Source organism: Caballeronia sp. LZ019, assembly GCF_031450825.1.
In the GTDB taxonomy this organism is placed as follows: domain Bacteria; phylum Pseudomonadota; class Gammaproteobacteria; order Burkholderiales; family Burkholderiaceae; genus Caballeronia.
Genome location: NZ_JARTVZ010000005.1, coordinates 1,622,348 through 1,642,505 on the forward strand (window position 1 = coordinate 1,622,348; position 20,158 = coordinate 1,642,505).

The 20,158-nt window shown below is 63.7% G+C and carries 16 protein-coding genes; 15 read left to right on the top strand and 1 reads right to left on the bottom strand.

The annotated features are described in order from the left end of the window. The first annotated feature begins 7 nt into the window (after nt 1–7). From P9255_RS21060 to P9255_RS21120, 13 genes are all read left to right on the top strand, one after another. Complete coding sequence (locus P9255_RS21060; protein WP_309765351.1) at nt 8–667, top strand: SCP2 sterol-binding domain-containing protein; 660 nt, start codon at nt 8–10, stop codon at nt 665–667. 22 nt (nt 668–689) lie between these two features. Then, entirely contained in the window at nt 690–2,264 is a 1,575-nt protein-coding gene (gene ubiB, locus P9255_RS21065; protein WP_309763392.1) for a ubiquinone biosynthesis regulatory protein kinase UbiB, read from the top strand. Beyond that, a complete protein-coding gene (locus P9255_RS21070; protein WP_309763391.1) occupies nt 2,261–2,869 on the top strand; it encodes a methyltransferase in 609 nt (202 codons plus the stop codon). The genes ubiB and P9255_RS21070 overlap by 4 nt, the downstream gene beginning before the upstream one ends. Nucleotides 2,870–2,983: 114 nt before the next feature. Next, nucleotides 2,984–3,334, top strand: a complete 351-nt coding sequence (locus tag P9255_RS21075; protein WP_309763390.1) for an FmdB family zinc ribbon protein — start codon at nt 2,984–2,986, stop codon at nt 3,332–3,334. Between the two features lie 160 nt (nt 3,335–3,494). Next, complete coding sequence (locus P9255_RS21080; protein ID WP_309763389.1) at nt 3,495–4,160, top strand: DUF502 domain-containing protein; 666 nt, start codon at nt 3,495–3,497, stop codon at nt 4,158–4,160. A gap of 86 nt (nt 4,161–4,246) precedes the next feature. After that, nucleotides 4,247–6,049, top strand: a complete 1,803-nt coding sequence (gene aspS, locus P9255_RS21085) for an aspartate--tRNA ligase (protein ID WP_309763388.1) — start codon at nt 4,247–4,249, stop codon at nt 6,047–6,049. A 112-nt stretch (nt 6,050–6,161) separates the two neighbouring features. Continuing rightward, nucleotides 6,162–6,638, top strand: a complete 477-nt coding sequence (gene nudB, locus P9255_RS21090; RefSeq protein WP_309790402.1) for a dihydroneopterin triphosphate diphosphatase — start codon at nt 6,162–6,164, stop codon at nt 6,636–6,638. Continuing rightward, nucleotides 6,635–7,915, top strand: a complete 1,281-nt coding sequence (locus P9255_RS21095; RefSeq protein ID WP_309763386.1) for a phospholipase D-like domain-containing protein — start codon at nt 6,635–6,637, stop codon at nt 7,913–7,915. The genes nudB and P9255_RS21095 overlap by 4 nt, the downstream gene beginning before the upstream one ends. A gap of 260 nt (nt 7,916–8,175) precedes the next feature. Beyond that, nucleotides 8,176–8,871 (top strand): TetR/AcrR family transcriptional regulator, encoded by a 696-nt coding sequence (locus P9255_RS21100; RefSeq protein ID WP_309763385.1) that lies wholly within the window; start codon nt 8,176–8,178, stop codon nt 8,869–8,871. Between the two features lie 68 nt (nt 8,872–8,939). Continuing rightward, nucleotides 8,940–10,727: an acyl-CoA dehydrogenase C-terminal domain-containing protein gene (locus P9255_RS21105; protein ID WP_309763384.1), complete on the top strand. Its 1,788-nt coding sequence runs from the start codon at nt 8,940–8,942 to the stop codon at nt 10,725–10,727. Between the two features lie 163 nt (nt 10,728–10,890). Then, entirely contained in the window at nt 10,891–13,320 is a 2,430-nt protein-coding gene (locus P9255_RS21110; RefSeq protein ID WP_309763383.1) for a 3-hydroxyacyl-CoA dehydrogenase/enoyl-CoA hydratase family protein, read from the top strand. 14 nt (nt 13,321–13,334) lie between these two features. Continuing rightward, entirely contained in the window at nt 13,335–14,534 is a 1,200-nt protein-coding gene (locus P9255_RS21115) for an acetyl-CoA C-acyltransferase (protein ID WP_309763382.1), read from the top strand. A gap of 59 nt (nt 14,535–14,593) precedes the next feature. Then, the gene (locus P9255_RS21120; RefSeq protein WP_309763381.1) at nt 14,594–15,358 is read left to right on the top strand and encodes an enoyl-CoA hydratase; all 765 of its coding nucleotides are present in this window, start codon (nt 14,594–14,596) and stop codon (nt 15,356–15,358) included. A 6-nt stretch (nt 15,359–15,364) separates the two neighbouring features. On the opposite strand, the gene fdhD is transcribed toward P9255_RS21120, so the two are convergent. After that, nucleotides 15,365–16,192: a formate dehydrogenase accessory sulfurtransferase FdhD gene (gene fdhD, locus P9255_RS21125; protein WP_309763380.1), complete on the bottom strand. Its 828-nt coding sequence runs from the start codon at nt 16,190–16,192 to the stop codon at nt 15,365–15,367. A gap of 205 nt (nt 16,193–16,397) precedes the next feature. On the opposite strand from fdhD, the gene P9255_RS21130 reads away from it, so the two are divergent. Together P9255_RS21130 and P9255_RS21135 are read left to right on the top strand one after the other, a co-directional pair. Then, nucleotides 16,398–16,877, top strand: coding sequence for a nitrate reductase associated protein (locus tag P9255_RS21130; protein WP_309763379.1), 480 nt, complete (start codon nt 16,398–16,400; stop codon nt 16,875–16,877). 167 nt (nt 16,878–17,044) lie between these two features. Further along, nucleotides 17,045–20,158 (top strand): EAL domain-containing protein, encoded by a 3,114-nt coding sequence (locus P9255_RS21135; protein ID WP_309763378.1) that lies wholly within the window; start codon nt 17,045–17,047, stop codon nt 20,156–20,158.

A 20,158-nucleotide genomic window follows, 5' to 3' on the forward strand; every position in this document is an offset into this window, starting at 1 on the left:
TCCCGCCTTGAGGTCCGCGTCCACTGCGTTCGCGGCCGTCGTCAATCATCTGCTGGTTCGCGAGCCGTGGGCGCGCGAACGCGTCAAGCCGTATGCCGGCAAGTGCGTGAGACTCGTGTGCGGGCCGGTATCGATTGCCCTCGTCGCGCAGGCCGACGGCCTTTTCGCCGCCATTAGCGAAGCCCAGGCGCCGCACTTCGACGTGACCATCGCCGTGCCGCTCGACGCGCTGCCCGCCTTCCTGCAAGGCGGGCAGGCGGCGGTGATGAAGCATGTGCGCATCGAAGGCGATGCCGAATTCGCGACGACGCTCGCGAAGCTGGCCGAACATTTGCGGTGGGACCCGGAGGAAGACCTGTCGCGCGTGATCGGCGATGCGCCCGCGCATCGTGTCGGCCGCATCGCGCGGACGGTGCAGGAACAGGCGCGGCGCACGGGCCGCAATGTGCTGGATTCGGTCGCCGAATATCTGCTCGACGAACGCCCGCAACTCGTGCGCAAGAACGCGCTCGATGCGTTCAACGCGGAACTGTCGCGTGCGCGGGATGCCCTGGCGCGCGTCGAGAAGCGTATCGAGAGGATGGAACAGACCGTCCAGCAACGATCCACGGCCCGCGGCGCCTCAGCGCGGACCGGCGGCGAGTCCGTGCGCGACTCGCACGAATAACGAGCTGAAGCGAACCCCGACCATGCGTTTTCTGCGTTTCCTCAAGATTTTTTTCACCATCGTCCGATTCGGCCTCGACGAGCTGGTGATGAGCGGCATCAACGATCGGCGCGTCCGCTATCTGATGCGCATCACCACGTTCGGCCGCCGCTTCGACATCGAGCGCGGCATCCGGCTGAGACTCGCGCTGGAAAGCCTCGGCCCGATCTTCGTGAAATTCGGTCAGGTGCTTTCGACGCGGCGCGATCTCTTGCCGGTCGATATCGCCAACGAACTCGCCAAGCTGCAGGATCGCGTGCCGCCGTTCGATTCGAACCTGGCGGTGTCGATCATCGAAAAGGCGCTCGGTGCGCCGATCGACCATCTTTTCGACGATTTCGAGCGCGTGCCGGTGGCGAGCGCGTCGATCGCGCAGGTGCACTTCGCGAAGATCAGGCACGGCGAGCACGCCGGCAAGCCCGTCGCGGTGAAGGTGCTGCGGCCGGGCATGCTGCCCGTCATCGATTCCGATCTGGCCTTGCTGCGCGATATCGCGATCTGGGCCGAACGTCTGTGGCCGGACGGCCGGCGACTGAAGCCGCGCGAAGTCGTCGCGGAGTTCGACAAATATCTGCATGACGAACTGGATCTGATGCGCGAAGCCGCGAACGGCAGCCAGTTGCGGCGCAACTTCGCGGGCCTCGACCTGCTGCTCGTGCCGGAGATGTACTGGGACCTGTCCGCGCCGACGGTGCTCGTGATGGAACGGATGGTCGGCGTGCCGATCAGCCAGGTGGAAACGCTGCGCGCTGCGGGCGTGGACATTCCGAAGCTGGCTCGCGAGGGCGTCGAGATTTTCTTCACGCAGGTGTTCCGCGACGGCTTCTTCCACGCGGACATGCATCCGGGCAATATTCAGGTCAGTCTCGATCCGGCCACCTTCGGGCGCTATATCGCGCTGGATTTCGGCATCGTCGGGGCGCTGTCGGACTTCGACAAGAACTACCTCGCGCAGAACTTTCTCGCGTTCTTCAAGCGCGACTATCACCGCGTCGCCACGCTGCACCTCGAGTCCGGCTGGGTGCCGCCGAGCACGCGCGTCGAGGAACTCGAAAGCGCGATTCGCGCGGTCTGCGAGCCGTACTTCGACCGGGCGTTGAAGGACATATCGCTCGGGCAGGTGCTGATGCGGCTCTTTTCGACGTCGCGACGCTTCAACGTCGAGATTCAGCCGCAACTCGTGCTGCTGCAGAAGACGATGCTCAACGTCGAAGGGCTCGGCCGTTCGCTCGATCCGGAACTCGATCTCTGGAAAACCGCGAAACCGTATCTGGAACGCTGGATGAATGCGCAGATCGGCTGGCGCGGCTGGTACGAGCGCCTGCAGATGGAAGCGCCGCAGTGGAGCAAGACGATCCCGCAATTGCCGCGGCTGATCCATCATCTGCTCGCCGAGCGCCATGACGTGCCGAGAAGCGGCAACGACGACACCATGCGCCTGCTTCTCGCGGAGCAGAAGCGCACGAATCGGCTGCTGATCACGCTGCTGGTTGTCGGCCTCGTGGCGATGGCGGGCGCGGGCCTGGTCATCGCACAGATGTGGATGGGTCATCCATGAGCGATCCGGCTTTCAACAACCGCAATCCGGACACGCCGGGCTTCTGGGACGAGCGGTTCGATCAGCGCTTCACGCCGTGGGATCAGGCGGGCGTGCCGGAGGCGTTCGCGTCGTTCGCGGCCGGGCTGCCTGACGCGGCGGCGACTCGAGTGCTGATTCCCGGCTGCGGCAGTGCGTACGAAGCATCGTTCCTGGCCGAACACGGCTGCACCGTGCGGGCGATCGACTTCTCGGCGAGCGCCGTCGCGGCGGCGCGCGAGCAGTTGGGCGCGCGGGCGGAGATCGTCGAGCAGGTCGATTTCTTTTCCTACCAGCCGCCGTTCGCGCCGGACTGGATATACGAACGCGCGTTTCTTTGCGCGCTGCCGAAGCATCGCTGGACGGACTATGCCGCGCGCATGGCCGCGCTGCTGCAACCCGGCGCACTGCTCGCCGGCTTCTTTTTCATCGGCGCGACACCGAAAGGGCCGCCGTTCGGGATCGAACGCGGCGAACTCGATGCGCTTCTCGTCCCGGATTTCGAACTGATCGACGATCGCGAAGTGAGCGGCTCGATTCCCGTCTTCGCCGGCCGCGAGCGCTGGCTGACCTGGCGGCGCGCTTGAAATCCTGCGATGCGATCCTCATATAGCGCGTAGCCAAAAATCCGGGCATAAGCCCGTTTGCGGCTATAATTCAAGGCTTTGCAAGCGTTGACAGATCATTGTAGGAAGAGTGCCATGCCGATTTACGCATACCGCTGCGCATCCTGCGGCCACGAAAAAGACGTGCTTCAGAAACTGAGCGATGCACCGCTCACGCAATGTCCTGCCTGCGGAAAGGACGCATTCTCCAAGCAAGTTACCGCGGCGGGTTTCCAGTTGAAGGGCTCCGGCTGGTACGTCACGGATTTCCGGGGCGGCAACAACGGCGGCTCGTCGAATGCGGCGACGGCGAAATCCGGCGAAACGGCTGCGGCCGGCGATAGCGCCAGCGCCGCGTCGTCGTCCTCGTCCGATGCGTCGGCGTCTGCAAGCTCCACGCCCGCCGCGAGCGCGCCGGCTTCGCCCGCATCGTCGGACGCCGCCTGACGCCCGGGCGTCTGCCGTGCGGCGCGGCTGATTTCGCGGCGGCCGCTGATCCGCACTGCCGCGCGGTCCGAGACCCCTACGAGCCGCATCGAACGCGAGAGCCGCGCTCCGCTCACGCCCGGCCCGCCCAACCGCTCGCAGCGACCATATCGACTAAAACGTGACGACGAAAAAGACTACGCTCAAAACCGTGTTCCTCACCGGCCTGCTCGTGCTGGTGCCGCTTGCCATCACCCTGTGGGTGCTCGGCCTCGTGATCGGAACAATGGACCAGACGCTGCTGCTGTTGCCGTCCGCGTGGCAGCCCGAGCGCGTCTTCGGTTTCCACCTGCCGGGCCTCGGCGCGTTGCTCACGCTGGCGTTCATCTTCATCGTCGGCCTGCTCACGCAGAATTTCATCGGGCAGAAGCTCGTGCTGTGGTGGGACGCGATCGTTCGTCATATTCCTGTCGTCGGCCCGCTTTATACCAGCGTCAAACAAGTGTCGGACACGCTGCTTTCGTCGAGCGGCAATGCATTTCGCAAGGCGCTGCTGATCGAGTATCCGCGCAAGGGTTCGTACACCATCGGCTTCCTGACCGGCATACCCGGCGGTGACGTGCTCAACCATCTGAAGGAAGATCACGTGAGCGTCTATGTGCCGACGACGCCCAACCCGACCTCCGGCTTCTTCCTGATGATGCCGAAGAGCGAAGTCGTCGAACTGGACATGACCGTCGACGCGGCACTCAAGTACATCGTCTCGATGGGCGTGGTGGCCCCCGCTCCGAGCACGCCGCTCGCGCAGGTTGCGCCTGCGCGCCGCCCCACCGAGCCGCCGATGTAATGCCGGCGCGCGCAGGGAATCGAGCCGACGAAGCGCCGTTCCGCACGCGAGCCGTTGATTAACGAACAACGAAACACACACACATCATGTCGATGAGATCTGAATACTGCGGTCTGGTGACCGAAGCCCTGCTGGGCCAAACCGTCTCGCTGTGCGGCTGGGTGCATCGCCGCCGCGATCACGGGGGCGTTATCTTCATCGACTTGCGCGATCGCGAAGGGCTCGTTCAGGTCGTCTGCGATCCGGATCGCGCCGAGATGTTCAGCGTCGCCGAAGGCGTGCGCAACGAATTCTGCGTGCAGGTGAAGGGCGTGGTGCGCAACCGGCCGGAAGGCACGGCCAACGCCAACCTGACGAGCGGCAAGATCGAAGTGCTGTGCCATGAGCTGACGGTGCTGAACGCATCGGTGACGCCGCCGTTCCAGCTCGATGACGACAATCTCTCCGAAACCACGCGCCTCACGCATCGCGTGCTCGACCTGCGTCGTCCGCAGATGCAGAAGAATCTCCGTCTGCGCTATCGCGTGGCAATGGAAGTGCGCAAGTATCTGGACGCGCAAGGCTTCATCGACATCGAAACGCCGATGCTCACCAAGAGCACGCCCGAAGGCGCGCGTGACTATCTCGTGCCGTCGCGCGTGAATGCCGGCCAGTTCTTCGCGCTGCCGCAATCGCCGCAATTGTTCAAGCAATTGCTGATGGTGGCGAACTTCGACCGCTATTACCAGATCACGAAGTGCTTCCGCGACGAAGACCTGCGCGCCGACCGTCAGCCGGAATTCACGCAGATCGACTGCGAAACCTCGTTCCTGAACGAGCAGGAGATTCGCGATCTGTTCGAAAACATGATCCGCCATGTCTTCAAGGAGACGATGGATGTCGCGCTGCCGGAGCAATTCCCGGTGATGCTCTATTCGGAAGCGATGCGCCGCTTCGGTTCCGACAAGCCCGACCTGCGCGTGAAGCTCGAATTCGCCGACCTGACCGACGCCGTGCGCGACGTCGACTTCAAAGTGTTCAGCATGCCGGCGAACTCGAAGGACGGCCGCGTTGCTGCGCTGCGCGTGCCGAAGGGCGGCGAGCTGTCACGCGGGGACATCGACGGGTACACGGAATTCGTGCGTATCTACGGCGCGAAGGGTCTCGCGTGGATCAAGGTCAACGACAAGACCAAGGGCCGTGACGGCCTGCAAAGCCCGATCGTCAAGAACCTGCATGACGCGGCGCTGGCGGCGATCATGGAGCGCACCGGCGCCGAGGACGGCGACATCATTTTCTTCGCCGCCGATCGCGCGAAGGTCGTGAACGACAGTCTGGGTGCGTTGCGCCTGAAGATCGGTCATTCGGAATTCGGCAAGGCGAACGGCCTGCTGGAAACCGGCTGGAAGCCGCTGTGGGTGATCGACTTCCCGATGTTTGAGTACGACGAGGAAGAGAACCGTTACGTGGCCGCGCACCACCCGTTCACCAGCCCGAAGGACGAGCACCTCGAATATCTCGAAACCGATCCGGCCCGTTGCCTCGCGAAGGCCTACGACATGGTGCTGAACGGCTGGGAAATCGGCGGCGGTTCGGTGCGTATCTTCCAGGAAGACGTGCAGAGCAAGGTGTTCCGCGCGCTGAAGATCGGCGCGGAAGAAGCGCGCCTCAAGTTCGGCTTCCTGCTCGACGCGCTGCAGTACGGCGCCCCGCCGCACGGCGGTATCGCGTTCGGTCTGGACCGCATCGTCACGCTGATGTCGGGCGCCGATTCGATCCGCGACACCATCGCCTTCCCGAAGACGCAACGCGCGCAGGACCTGCTGACGCAAGCGCCGAGCGAAGTCGACGAACGCCAGTTGCGCGAACTGCATATCCGTCTGCGTCAGCCGGAGCAGAAGGCGCAGTAAGGTCGCATTGTCGTCATGAAGAAGGCGCGGGACCGTTTTGGCCCGCGCCTTTTTCATATTTTGCGTTACAGTCTCCGGGCCAAAGACATAACGAAAGCGCGTTCCTCACGTCATGCAGAAGCCGCCCAAAATCCCCGAGTCCGTCCTGGTCGTCATCCATACGCCCGACCTCGATGTCCTCATCATCGAGCGAGCAGATCACAAAGGATTCTGGCAATCCGTGACAGGCTCGAAGGACACCTTCGACGAACCGCTCATCGAGACTGCCGTGCGCGAAGTACAGGAAGAGACGGGAATCATCGTCGGCAGTCCGCTCGTGCCGCAGGCCGCGCTGCTCGACTGGCATCACAGCATCCAGTACGAGATCTATCCGCAGTGGCGGCATCGCTATGCGGAAGGTGTCCTGCACAACACCGAACACCAGTTCAGCTTGTGTGTACCGCACTGTCTGGAAGTGACACTCGCGCCGCGCGAACACACGTCGCACTTGTGGCTGCCGCTGCGCGAAGCGGCTGACCGCTGCTTCTCGTGGTCGAACCGCGAAGCGATTCTTCAACTGCCCGAGCGCCTCGCGGCGCATAGCCGATGATCGGTGTGCGGCCGCGGCGCAACTTCAAGCGGTTGCGCGAGGCGCTGTTTTCCGGACGGCGTCCGCCACGGCTTTGCTTCACCGTCGGCAACGAGGTGCGGATTTTTCAGGGCGGCGTGTCGTTCTTTCCGGCGCTGATCGAGCGGATCGACAATGCGAAGGAGTACGTGTCGCTCGAAACGTACATTTTCGCCAACGACGACATCGGCCGCGCCGTCTCCGATGCGCTCGTGCGCGCGGCGGCGCGCGGCGTGACGGTGCGCGTGATTACCGATGGCGTCGGCACCGAAGGCAATCTCCCGATGTTTGCGCAGTGGAAGGAAAGCGGCGTCGAGCATCGGATCTACAACCCGCATCTGCTGTTCGGGCCGCTCGGCTTTTCGCGGACGCATCGGAAGCTCGCGCTCGTCGACGGCACGTATGCGTTTTGCGGCGGCATCAATATCGTCGATGACTACGACCAGAACGGAACGCGGCTGGACGAGCCCCGCTGGGATTTCGCGATGGAAGCGCAGGGGCCCGTCGTCAAGGACGTGCGCGATGCCTTCGATGTGCAATGGGACCGTATCCGGCTCGGCGTCAAGCCGCGCGAGCCGCGCGCGGCGGGCTGCGATCCGGAGCCGCCGCAAAGCCGATGGAGTTCCCGGCGCGCCATGCGCGCACGTCAGCGCGCGCGCCTCGGCGAGATTCATGCGGTGGACCGTCCGTGCGTGGCGTTCGTCGCGCGGGACAATTTGCTGAACCGGCGCGCCATCGAGAAGGCGTACTTACGAGCCATCGCCCATGCCGAGCGCGAAGTGCTGCTCGCCAACCCCTATTTCATGCCCGGTCGCAAACTGCGGCGCGCGCTCGTCCAGGCGGCGCGACGCGGCGTGCGCGTTTCGCTCGTCATCGGGCGCAAGGAATTCGTCGCGCTCGACTACGCGACGCCTTTTCTCTACGGCAACTTGCTGAAGCACGGCGTGCGGATCGCCGAATACGAAAAGACCATGCTTCATGGCAAGGTCGCTGTCGTGGACGCCGACTGGGCAACGATCGGCTCCTCGAACCTCGACGCGCTCTCGCTCGTCCTGAACAACGAAGCGAACATGGTGCTCGTGAATCACCCGGAAATCGCCGGCTTGCACGACGCCATTCTTCAGGCTTTTGACGATGGCAGTCCCATCGACGAGAAGCACTATGCGTCGCGTCCTGTCACCGAGCGCGTTTTGAGCTGGCTCGCCTACAACAGCTATCGCGCGATGATGAAAGTCATCACCATCGGCCAATACGATTGAAGCCAAAAAAGCCTGACACGGGGCAGAATGGTTGACAGGTGTCAAACATGCTCCCACGAAATGGGAAGTCGGGCAGTCACTTACATGCAGTCCATGCATAAAAAGCGACAATCATCGAGTCGAGTTTGAGATTTATCTCATTGACTCCGACGAAGAGTTAGAAACGGCTTTCTAATAAATTGCTTGTATCACCGGCGTTCGGCCACAATAATAGAACGGCCGTTCGTTTTCAATCGGGTCACGAGAGGACGGTAGGGATCATGCGAAAAGGCGAACAGACGCGGGCCGCGATTCTCGACGCAGCGTTGGATCTGGCAAGCCGGGACGGGCTGGAGGGATTGACGATCGGCCTTCTGGCCGAGCGGATGCAGATGAGCAAAAGCGGCGTGTTTGCGCATTTCGGCTCACGCGAGGACTTGCAGGTGGAAGTGGTGCGCGAGTACCACCGCCGTTTCGAGGACGAAGTCTTCTTCCCGAGCTTGCGCGAGCCGCGCGGCTTGCCGCGATTGCGGGCCATGATGAGCCGCTGGATGGAGAAGCGCATCGACGAAGTGACGACGGGCTGCATCTACATCAGCGGGGCGGTCGAGTATGACGACCGAGCGGCGAGTGCGGTGCGCGAGCAGCTCGTGAGCAGCGTGACCACCTGGCGCGAGGCGCTGTTGCGGGCGATTCGCCAGGCGAAGGACGAAGGGCATCTGAAGCAGGAGACGGATCCGAAACTGATGCTTTTCGAGTTGTACAGCTTTACGCTCGGCCTGCATCACGACGCGCGTTTCCTGCACTTGCCGGAAGCCGTGCAACTGACGCGGGACGCGCTGGAGAAGACGTTCGTTTCGTATCAGACGTCGAACACATCCGCCGATGGCGGCGCACGGCAGGCAATCGAGCCGGGCGCGCTGGGCGGCGCGGGTGCGTCGGCGAATCTGACTTCGCATCAACATGGGAGCCGTTAGCGGCGTCGGCTGAATCGTGAAGGGTTCGGCGGCGCGCAACGACCAAGCTCGAGAAACTGGAGAGAGTCATGGGACAGTACGCCGCCCCCCTTCGCGACATGCAGTTCGTGCTGCATGAATTGCTGAACGTCGAAGCAGAACTGAAGCGCATGCCGAAGCATGCCGATCTCGATGCGGACACCATCAACCAGGTGCTCGAGGAAGCCGGCAAGTTCTGCTCCGAGGTTGTTTTTCCGCTCAACCAGACGGGCGACCGCGAAGGCTGCACGTATGAGGGCGATGGCGTCGTGAAGACGCCGTCGGGCTTCAGGGAGGCGTATCGCCAGTATGTCGAGGCGGGCTGGCCCGCGCTCGGCTGCGATCCCGAGTTCGGCGGGCAGGGGTTACCTGCGTTCGTCAATAATGCGCTGTACGAAATGCTGAACTCCGCGAATCAGGCCTGGACGATGTACCCAGGCCTGTCGCATGGCGCATACGAGTGTCTGCACGCGCACGGCACGCCGGAGCAGAAGTCGGTGTATCTGCCGAAGCTGGTCGAAGGCGTGTGGACGGGCACCATGTGCCTGACCGAGCCGCATTGCGGCACCGATCTCGGCATCCTGCGCACGAAGGCGGAGCCGAACGGCGACGGTTCCTATGCGCTCACCGGCACGAAGATCTTCATCTCGAGCGGCGAGCACGACATGGCGGAGAACATCGTGCATCTGGTGCTCGCGCGTCTGCCGGGCGCGCCGATGGGCACGAAGGGCATTTCGCTTTTCATCGTGCCGAAGTTCGTACCGGATGCGAGCGGCGCGATCGGCGAGCGCAACGGCATCAAGTGCGGGTCGATCGAGCACAAGATGGGCATCCACGGCAACGCGACCTGCGTGATGAACCTGGATGGCGCGAAGGGCTGGCTCGTCGGTGAATCGAACAAGGGCTTGAACGCCATGTTCGTGATGATGAACGCGGCGCGTCTGGGTGTCGGCATGCAGGGACTCGGGCTGACGGAAGTGGCGTATCAGAACTCGCTCGCGTATGCGAAGGAGCGTTTGCAGATGCGCTCGCTCACCGGTCCGAAAGCGCCGGACAAGCCGGCTGATCCGATCATCGTGCATCCGGATGTGCGTCGCATGCTGCTTACGCAGAAGGCGTATGCCGAGGCGGGCCGTGCGTTCGCGTATTGGGCGGCGCTCAATATCGACAAGGAACTGTCGCACGAGGATGAAGCGGCGCGCCGGGAAGCGGCTGATTTTGTCGCGCTGCTCACGCCCGTAATCAAGGCGTTTCTCACCGATAACGCGTTCGAAGGCACCAATCTCGCGATGCAGATTTACGGCGGTCACGGCTTCATTTCCGAATGGGGCATGGAGCAGTACGTCCGTGATGCGCGCATCAACATGATCTACGAAGGCACCAATTCCATTCAGGCGCTCGATCTGCTCGGCCGCAAGATTCTTGGCGACATGGGCGTGAAGATGAAGGCCTTCGGCAAGGTCGTGGCGGAGTTCATCGAGGAAGAGGGCGTGAAGCCCGAGATGCAGGAGTTCATCAATCCGCTTGCCGATATCGGCGAGAAGGTTCAGAAGCTCACCATGGAGATCGGCATGAAGGCCATGCAGAATCCTGATGAAGTGGGCGCAGCTGCCGTGCCGTACTTGCGGACGGTTGGGCATCTGGTGTTCTCCTATTTCTGGGCGCGCATGGCTAGGGTTGCGCTCGACAGGGCCGCTTCCGGCGATGCGTTCTATACGGCCAAGCTGGCCACCGCTCGGTTCTATTTCGCCAAGCTGCTGCCTGAGACTGCTTCTACTATTCGCGCTGCGCGATCGGGAGCCAAGTCTCTTATGGAATTCGATGAGGCCTGGTTTTGATTTATTTCGGTGAGCTTGTATTCGCGGCGGTCTATTAGTGCGCCCGGGGAGGCGGCTACTGCAAGCAAACGCAAGACAACGTAGCAAATCAACCGAACGCACCAAGCCCACCCGACCGCGCCGCAGAAGCAAAAAAACTCCCAACCTGGAGAGGTAAAACCAAGTGAGCACCTTGAACATCCGCAAAGTCGCCGTGCTCGGCGCCGGCGTGATGGGCGCGCAGATCGCTGCGCATCTGATCAACGCCCGCGTGCCCGTGCTGCTGTTCGACCTTCCAGCGAAGGAAGGCCCCAAAAACGGCATCGCGCTGAAGGCGATCGAGAATCTCAAAAAGCTCTCGCCAGCGCCGCTAGGCATGAAAGACGATGCCCAATACATCGAACCGGCCAACTACGACGACGACATCGAGAAACTAAGGGAATGCGATCTCGTTATCGAAGCCATCGCCGAGCGCATGGACTGGAAGCACGACCTCTACAAAAAGGTCGCCCCGCACATCGCGCCGCACGCAATCTTCGCGAGCAACACGTCCGGACTCTCCATCACCGAACTGTCGAACGGCTTCGATGAAGAACTCAAGGCGCGCTTCTGCGGCGTGCACTTCTTCAATCCGCCGCGCTACATGCATCTGGTCGAACTCATCCCGACCGCATCGACGAAGCCGGAAATCCTCGATCAACTCGAAACGTTCCTCACGAGCGCCATCGGCAAAGGCGTCGTGCGCGCCAAAGACACGCCGAACTTCATCGCGAACCGCGTCGGCGTCTTTTCGATCCTCGCCGTCATCGCCGAAGCAGAGAAGTTCGGGCTGCGCTTCGACGAAGTCGACGACCTTACCGGCGCACGCCTCGGCCGCGCGAAATCGGCCACTTTCCGCACCGCCGATGTCGTCGGCCTCGACACGATGGCGCACGTCATCAAGACGATGCAGGACAACCTCGCCGATGATCCGTTCTTCCCCGTCTACACGACGCCGCCCGTACTCGCCGAGCTGGTGAAGAACGGCGCGCTCGGCCAGAAATCCGGCGCAGGCTTCTATCGAAAGGAAGGCAAGGCCATCAAGGTCCTCGATCCGAAGACCGCGCAATACGTCGATGGCGGCGCGAAAGCCGACGAGATCATCGGCCGCATCCTGAAGCGCCCGCCCGCTGAACGCTTCAAGTTGCTGCGCGAAACGGACAACAAGCAGGCGCACTTCCTGTGGGCCATCTTCCGCGACGTGTTCCATTACATCGCGGTGCATCTCGAATCGATCGCCGATAACGCGCGCGACATCGACCTCGCCATCCGTTGGGGCTTCGGCTGGAATCAGGGGCCATTCGAAAGCTGGCAGGCGGCGGGCTGGCAACAGATCGCGAAGTGGGTGCAGGAAGACATCGACGCCGGCAAGGCGCTGTCCAGCGCGCCGCTGCCCGCATGGGTGCTCGACGGCCTCGTCGCAGAGAAAGGCGGCGTCCACACCGATGAAGGGTCCTGGTCGCCCGCCGCGCGCAAATTCGAGCCGCGCTCGACGCTGCCCGTCTACGGCAAGCAGGTGTTCCGCGCGCCGATCATCGGCGAAACGGGCGCCGATCCGAAGAGCTACGGCAAGACGCTCATCGAAACCGATAGCGTGCGCGCCTGGCTCGACGACGATCAGGGCGACGTCGTCATCGTCTCGTTCAAGACGAAGATGAACACCATCGGTCCCGGCGTCATCGACGGACTCACGCAAGCCATCGAGCTCGCGGAGAAGGCGTATCGCGGCGTGGTGATCTGGCAGCCGACGTCGCTCACGCTCGGCGCACCGGGCGGTCCGTTCTCGGCGGGCGCGAATCTCGAGGAAGCCATGCCCGCGTTCATGATGGGCGGGGCAAAAGGCATCGAACCGTTCGTGAAGAAGTTCCAGCAAGGCATGCTGCGCGTCAAGTACGCGAACGTGCCGGTCGTGTCGGCGGTATCGGGTATTGCGCTCGGCGGCGGCTGCGAATTGCTGCTGCATTCGGCGAAGCGCGTAGCGCATATCGAGAGCTACATCGGGCTCGTGGAAGTGGGCGTCGGTCTCGTGCCGGCGGGCGGCGGCCTGAAGGAAGCCGCGTTGCGCGCCGCCGAAGCCGCGAGCGCCGTCAACGCGACGAGCGATCTGCTCAAGTTCCTGCAGAAGCCGTTCGAGAACGCGGCGATGGCGAAAGTCTCCGGCTCCGCGCTCGAAGCACGCGCGATGGGCTATCTGAAGCCATCGGACACGATCGTGTTCAACGTGCACGAGCTGCTCGACATCGCAAAGAAAGAAGCACGCGCGCTGTCCGATGCGGGCTATCGCGCGCCGTTGCGCGTGAAGCAGGTGCCGGTCGCGGGCCGCTCGGCGATATCGACGATCAAGGCGTCGCTCGTCAACATGCGTGACGGACGCTTCATCAGCGCGCATGACTTTCTGATCGCGAGCCGCATCGCGGAAGCGGTGTGCGGCGGGGACGTCGAAGGCGGCAGCATGGTCGATGAAGAATGGCTGCTCGCGCTCGAGCGCCGCGCGTTCATCGAACTGCTCGGCACGCAGAAGACGCAGGAACGGATCATGGGCATGTTGCAGACCGGCAAGCCGGTGCGTAACTGAGCGGAGCTTTGAAGATGAGCAAACAATTGCAAGACGCATACATCGTCGCCGCGAGCCGCACGCCGATCGGCAAGGCGCCGCGCGGCGTGTTCAGGAACACGCGCCCGGACGAACTGCTCGTCCACGCGATCAAGTCGGCCGTCGCGCAAGTGCCGGGGCTCGATACGAACGTGATCGAAGACGCGATCGTCGGCTGCGCGATTCCGGAAGCCGAACAGGGGCTGAACGTCGCGCGCATGGGCGCACTGCTCGCCGGGCTGCCGAAGACGGTCGGCGGCGTGACGGTCAACCGCTTCTGCGCGTCCGGGTTGACCGCGCTCGCGATGGCGGCGGACCGCATTCGCGTGGGCGAAGCGGACGCGATGATCGCGGGCGGCTGCGAATCGATGAGCATGGTGCCGATGATGGGCAACAAGCCGTCGCTGTCGCCGCATATCTTCGATCGCAACGAGGACATCGGCATTGCGTACGGCATGGGGCTGACGGCCGAGCAGGTGGCCGAACGCTGGAAGGTGAGCCGCGAGGCGCAGGACGCGTTCGCGGTGGAGTCGCATCGCAAGGCATTGGCTGCGCAGCAATCGGGCGAATTCGCCGATGAGATCGCCGCCTACATGCTGAACGAGCGCTTCCCCGATCTCGAAAGCGGCGAAGTGCGCGTAAATGCGCGCGAGATTGTGTTCGACGAAGGCCCGCGCGCCGACACGACGCTCGAGGGTCTCGCCAGACTGCGGCCCGTGTTCGCGAACAAGGGCTCGGTGACGGCGGGCAACAGCTCGCAGACTTCGGATGGCGCGGGCGCGCTGATCGTCGTGTCCGAGAAGATCCTCAAGCAGTTCAACCTGACGCCGCTCGCGCGCTTCGTGAGCTTCGCGGTGCGTGGCGTGCCACCGGAAATCATGGGCATCGGGCCGAAGGAAGCCATTCCCGCTGCGCTCAAGGCGGCGGGCCTGACGCAGGACGATCTGGACTGGATCGAGCTGAACGAGGCGTTCGCGGCGCAATCGCTCGCGGTCATCAACGATCTGGGGCTCGATACGTCGAAGCTGAATCCGCTCGGCGGGGCGATCGCGCTGGGGCATCCGCTCGGCGCGACGGGCGCGATTCGCTCCGCGACGGTCGTTCACGGCCTGCGCCGCCGCAATCTGAAGTACGGCATGGTGACGATGTGCGTCGGCACCGGCATGGGCGCGGCGGGGATCATCGAACGCGTTTGATCATCGACCGTCCGCGGGCGCGACGCTCGCGGACGTCGGCATCGGGAGGAGACAGCGCAATGGATATCGTCATCGAACGCGCGCAAGGCGTGCTGAGCATCGTGCTCGATCGCCCCGACAAGAAGAACGCGATCACCGCGGCGATGTATCAGGAGATGGCGGACGGCCTTTATGAAGCCGAGAAAGACCCGGCCGTGCGCGCGGTGCTGCTGCGCGGCAACGGCGGTGCGTTCAGCGCGGGCAACGATCTCGAAGACTTTCTCAACGATCCGCCGAAGGACCAGGACGCGCCCGTATTCCAGTTTTTGCGGCGTCTTTCCGGCATGCCGAAGCCCGTTGTCGCGGCGGTATCGGGTGTCGCGGTAGGCATCGGCACGACGATGCTTCTGCATTGCGACATCGTCTATGCCGCGAAAAACGCGAAGTTCTCGCTGCCGTTCGTGCAGCTAGGGCTGTGTCCGGAGGCGGCGTCGAGTCTGCTGCTGCCGCGTATCGCGGGATATCAGCGCGCGGCGGAGAAGCTGCTGCTGGGCGAAGCGTTCAGCGTCGACGAAGCGGTGAGCATGGGCTTCGTCAACGGCGTGATGGATGCCGCCGAACTCGATGCCTACGCGTTCGAGCGTGCGCGACGGCTCGCGGCGCTGCCCGCGGGCTCGCTGCGCGCGACGAAGGCGCTGATGAAAGGCGCGCAGTCGGCGGAAGTGTCCGCGCGCATGGAGGAGGAAGCAGCGCACTTTTCGCGGATGCTCGTCGCGCCGGAAGCGCGAGAGGCGTTCGCGGCGTTCTTTGAGAAGAGGAAGGCGGATTTCACGAAGTTCCAGTGAGCGCGCTTATTCCACGTCGTATTCCACATAACTACTCTCACGCGCAAAACTCACGAGCCGCAGCCCCGCCTGCCTGGCGATGGAAATGGCGAGCGATGTCGGCGCGGAAATGGTGACGACCATCGGCACGCCGACGCGCGCCGACTTGCGCACGAGCTCGTAACTCGCGCGGCTCGAGAGGAACACGAAGCCCTGCGTCGTATCCACGCGCTGCAGCACGAGCTGGCCGATGAGCTTGTCGAGCGCGTTGTGCCGCCCTACGTCCTCGAACGTGAACTGTACGGCGCCGGTTTCATCGCACCATGCGGCGGCGTGCAGCCCGCCCGTCAGCTTCGTCAGACGTTGATGCACAGGCAACTCGCGCGCCGCGCGTTCGATCGCATCGGGGGCAAGCCGCGTCAGGAAGCCGGTGTCCGGCACCCGCTCTGGCTGAAGATCGAGCAAGTCGATACTTTCGATGCCGCACACGCCGCAACCGGTGCGGCCTGCGAGCGCGCGACGCTTGTCCTTCAGCGCAAGAAACGCCTGCTGGACGACTTGCAGATGCACCTCGGCATGCGGCAGCGCGTGGCCATCGTCGCGATAAAAGACTTCGATATCGTGGATGTCGCTTCCCCGCTCGACGATGCCCTCGGTCAGCGAAAAGCCCACCGCGAAGGCTTCGAGATCGCGCGGCGTGCACATCATCACCGCATGCGAGATGCCGTTGAACACCAGCGCGACGGGCCATTCCTGACCGACGTTATCGCTCGCAACGGCGAGCTCGCCCCGCCGATGCCTGCGCACTTGCCGTTCGACATAACCCGGCTGATCTTCGGTTTCCAGTTGGTTCACTTGACTGCACTCCGTTGCTGCACGAACGAGGACCTGGTTAGAGTCCGGGTATGCGGCTTGCTCACCCCACATGCTGTTCCCGCTCGTTCACAGGCGCACGCAGCGGCACAGAATGCACGGTTCCAGCCCAACACCAGGCCCTACAATAACTTAAGCGGGCGATGCGCGCCGGCGCGCGCCCCTCAAAACCAACGAGGCTATCGCCATGGGACTTTACGACGCCGCTCGTCTCTTCAAGTTCGAGATCGAATCTTCGGACAACCTGCGCTTCATTCCGCTCGCGGTGCGCTTCAACCTCGACCGCTTCGGCATGCGCATCACGCTCGATCAATGGCAGATGCTTCCCTACGACGATCGCGTGCTCCTCGCGCGCTTTCCGATCGAGAATGAAGCCGACGTCGAGAAGAACTTCGATCTCGCGCTCGAAGAGATGCTGAAGACGCACGCGAACGCCGCGCCGGACAAAATCCCGCGCGACCCCGAGCCGGTCTGGGCGCACGCCGATGCCGTGCCCGAGGCCGTCGTCCGTCAGAGCAGCCTGTCGGGCGTGAGCGCGCCCAGCCTCTCGCAGTGGGCCACGCTCGATCCGTTCCAGCGTTATGCGCTTGCCAAACTCTCGCGCAATACGGATAAGGCGAATCACGACTTCGTGCCCGCGATGCGGGAGTTCGGGCTGGCGGAGTAGGGCGGGCGATTTTTTTAGCGGCACACTAAAGCTCCCTCAGAACCTGCCGTTATCCACGTAATCCATCAATCGCGGTGTGAGCCCTGGCGCTCGCGCCGCGCTTTTGCGTGGGCGCGCGCACGGCATCGGCGCGTGCCTCGCGGAACAACCGGATCGGCCCGCCGCTCATGACTCGTTTTCTCTCCAGGCGCTTGCTCGTCAATATCGCCGTGGTGCTCGCCGCGCTCGGCGCGAATGCGTTCGTCGCCTGCGAGCGAATCGCCGATTTGCGCGACGGCAATGCCCGCACACTGCGCTCGATGAGTCTCCTGCGCGATCTCGCAGCCTATCGCGGCGCGCTCGGCGAAACGCTCACCCAAGTCAGCCGATTCGAGGCGACCGGCATCGTCGAGCCGATGGCGCAACACGAAGCGCGCGAAGCCCACCTCGACGCGCTCGAAAGCGGCCTGCGCGCCCAGACCGCGCTGGAACCCGGCATCGCCGGCGCATTCAATGCGCTCGTTGCGCGCGTCGCCACCATGCGCACGGACGCCAATCTCGCCGATGAACGCGCCCGCCGCGCGCCTCCCGACGCGCCGCGAACGTGGGTCGACTCGGCGTTCGTCTCGCTCGGCGAGGACCAGCAAGCGGTGGACGAGGAAATGGGCGTCGTCCGTTCGCGTATCGATACCGCGACCATCGCCGCGCTCGACCGCTCCGCCACCGGCTCGGGCGGCGCCATGCTGCTGCTCGCGTTCACGATGCTCGCCGGCAGCGGCGTTCTCATCTACCTGTTCATGAGTCACGAGCGTTCGTCGCGCGAAAAGCTCGGCATCGCGCGGGCGAAACATCGCAGCAACGAGCGATTCCGCAGCATGTTCGAGGCGCATCCGGTGCCGATGTGGATCGTCGATCGGGAAACGATGCGCTTCATCGCCGTCAATCCGGCCGCTGTCGAGCATTACGGATACGCGGAATCCGATTTCATGGAGATGACGTTGCGCGACCTGCATGTCGCCGACGACTTCGACCGTTTCGCGGCGCGGCTCGCTCGGAGCGGCGCGGAAGCCGGCGATCGCCCGACGCGCGGCCAGCGCTCGAGCGGCGTGTGGCGATACCGGCATCGCGATGGCTCGACAAGCAGCGCCGACGTCTCGCACCACGCGCTCACGTATTCGAATCGGCCGGGGCTTTTCATGCTCGCGCACGACGTGACCGACCGCATCAACGCCGAAGCCGAGGCGCGCCGGTCGAACGAGATGCTCGAAGCGGTCATCGACAACATTCCGCAGCGCGTGTTCTGGAAAGACCGCGAATCGCGCTATCTCGGCTGCAACAACGCGTTCGCCCGCGATGCGGGGCTCGCGTACAACGAGCAGATCGTCGGCAAGACGGACTACGATTTGCCGTGGTCCGCCGCCGCCGACATGGTGCGGGCCGACGACCATGATGTCATCGGGACGACCGTGCCGAAGATGCACTTCGAGCGCGACGTGCTCGTCGGCGAGACGCTGCATACGGTCGTCACGAGCCTGCTGCCGCTGCTCGACGGCGAAGGCCATACCATCGGCGTGCTCGGCTCGTATCAGGACGTGACCGAGCGCAAGCGCGCCGAACTTGCGCTGCGTCTGCAAAGCCGTGCGCTCGACGCGAGCGTGAACGCGATTCTCATCACCGGCGTGGTGAACGGCGCGAACGTCATCGAGTATGCGAATCCGGCGTTCAAGCGCATCACGGGCTACGATCCGGTGGAGGTCATCGGCCGCAACTGCGGCTTCCTGCACGGCAGCGACCGCGAACAGGAAGGCTTGAAGTCGATCCGCCGCGCGCTGGCCGCGGACATGGAGACGAGCGTCGTCGTGCGGAACTATCGCAAGGACGGCGCGCTGTTCTGGAATCAGCTTTTCGTCGCGCCGGTGCCTAATGCACAGGGGCTGACGACGCATCATATCGGCATCATCAACGATGTCACCGACCTGATGCGCTATCAGGAGCAGCTCGAATATCAGGCGAACTACGACACGCTCACGCAGTTGCCGAACCGCAATCTGCTGCGCGACCGGCTGCAACAGGCGATCGAGCAGGCGCGGCGGCGCGGCACCAGGATCGCGGTCGTGTTCATGGATCTCGACGGCTTCAAGAACGTCAACGATAGCCTGGGGCACAGCGTCGGCGATCGTCTGCTCGCGGTGATCGGCGAGCGGCTCGCGCGATCCGCGCGTGCGAGCGATACGGTCGCGCGTCACGGCGGCGATGAGTTCGTGTTCGTGCTGCCCGACGTTGCCGACGAAGCGAGTCTCATCGCATGGATGGAGCGCACGCGCGCGGCGATCTCGGAGCCCGTGTGGCTCGACGATACCGAGCTTTACGTCGGCTGCAGCATGGGCGCGAGCCTCTTTCCGCAGGATGGCGACGACGCCGAGACCGTGCTCAAGAAAGCCGATCTCGCGATGTATCGCGCGAAGGATCTCGGGCGCAACACGTATCAGTTCTATCAGCCGGAGATGAACGCGAGCGTCGGGGCACGCATGAATCTGGAGCGGCGGCTGCGGCGCGCGCTGCGCGACGGCGAATTCCTGCTGCACTACCAGCCGCAAGTGGACATGGCGACGCGCGCGATCGTCGGCATCGAGGCGCTCGTGCGATGGCACGATCCCGAGCAGGGGCTCGTGTCGCCGGCGGCGTTCATTCCGGTCGCGGAAGAAAGCGGGCTCATCGGGCCGTTGTCGGAATGGGTGCTGCGCGAGGCGTGCCGGCAGAACAAGGCGTGGCAGGATGCGGGTCTGCCGCCCGCGCGCATGTCGGTGAATCTGTCGGCGCGGCATTTTCAGCAGCGCGATATCGCGACGCTCGTGACATCGGTGCTCGAGGAGACCGGGCTCGAGCCGCGCTATCTGGAACTGGAACTGACCGAGAGCGCAATCATGCGCAATGCGGAAGATGCGGTGGCGATGCTGTCGGAGCTATCGGCGCTCGGCATCGGCATTGCGATCGATGACTTCGGCACCGGCTATTCGAGCCTGTCGTATCTCAAGCGCTTTCCGGTGCATCGGCTGAAGATCGACCGCTCTTTCGTGGCGGATATCGGCTCGTCGGGCGACGACGAAACCATCACGTCGGCGATCATCGCGCTCGCGCATTCGCTCGAATTGCAGGTGATCGCGGAAGGCGTCGAAACGGCCGCGCAGCATGAGTTCCTGCGCGAGCGCGATTGTGACGAGATGCAGGGCTTCCTGTTCTCGCGCCCCATGCCGCATGACGCCATTCCGGGGTTGCTGCAGCAGGGGGTGCTGTTGAACTGA

Coding starts and splice junctions, on each gene's coding strand:
- P9255_RS21100 (WP_309763385.1), top strand. CDS start 8,176: ATGCGAAAAGGCGAACAGACGCGGGCCGCGATTCTCGACGCAGCGTTG.
- P9255_RS21120 (WP_309763381.1), top strand. CDS start 14,594: ATGGATATCGTCATCGAACGCGCGCAAGGCGTGCTGAGCATCGTGCTC.
- P9255_RS21105 (WP_309763384.1), top strand. CDS start 8,940: ATGGGACAGTACGCCGCCCCCCTTCGCGACATGCAGTTCGTGCTGCAT.
- P9255_RS21135 (WP_309763378.1), top strand. CDS start 17,045: ATGACTCGTTTTCTCTCCAGGCGCTTGCTCGTCAATATCGCCGTGGTG.
- P9255_RS21075 (WP_309763390.1), top strand. CDS start 2,984: ATGCCGATTTACGCATACCGCTGCGCATCCTGCGGCCACGAAAAAGAC.
- nudB (WP_309790402.1), top strand. CDS start 6,162: ATGCAGAAGCCGCCCAAAATCCCCGAGTCCGTCCTGGTCGTCATCCAT.
- aspS (WP_309763388.1), top strand. CDS start 4,247: ATGTCGATGAGATCTGAATACTGCGGTCTGGTGACCGAAGCCCTGCTG.
- P9255_RS21130 (WP_309763379.1), top strand. CDS start 16,398: ATGGGACTTTACGACGCCGCTCGTCTCTTCAAGTTCGAGATCGAATCT.
- P9255_RS21070 (WP_309763391.1), top strand. CDS start 2,261: ATGAGCGATCCGGCTTTCAACAACCGCAATCCGGACACGCCGGGCTTC.
- P9255_RS21115 (WP_309763382.1), top strand. CDS start 13,335: ATGAGCAAACAATTGCAAGACGCATACATCGTCGCCGCGAGCCGCACG.
- P9255_RS21095 (WP_309763386.1), top strand. CDS start 6,635: ATGATCGGTGTGCGGCCGCGGCGCAACTTCAAGCGGTTGCGCGAGGCG.
- ubiB (WP_309763392.1), top strand. CDS start 690: ATGCGTTTTCTGCGTTTCCTCAAGATTTTTTTCACCATCGTCCGATTC.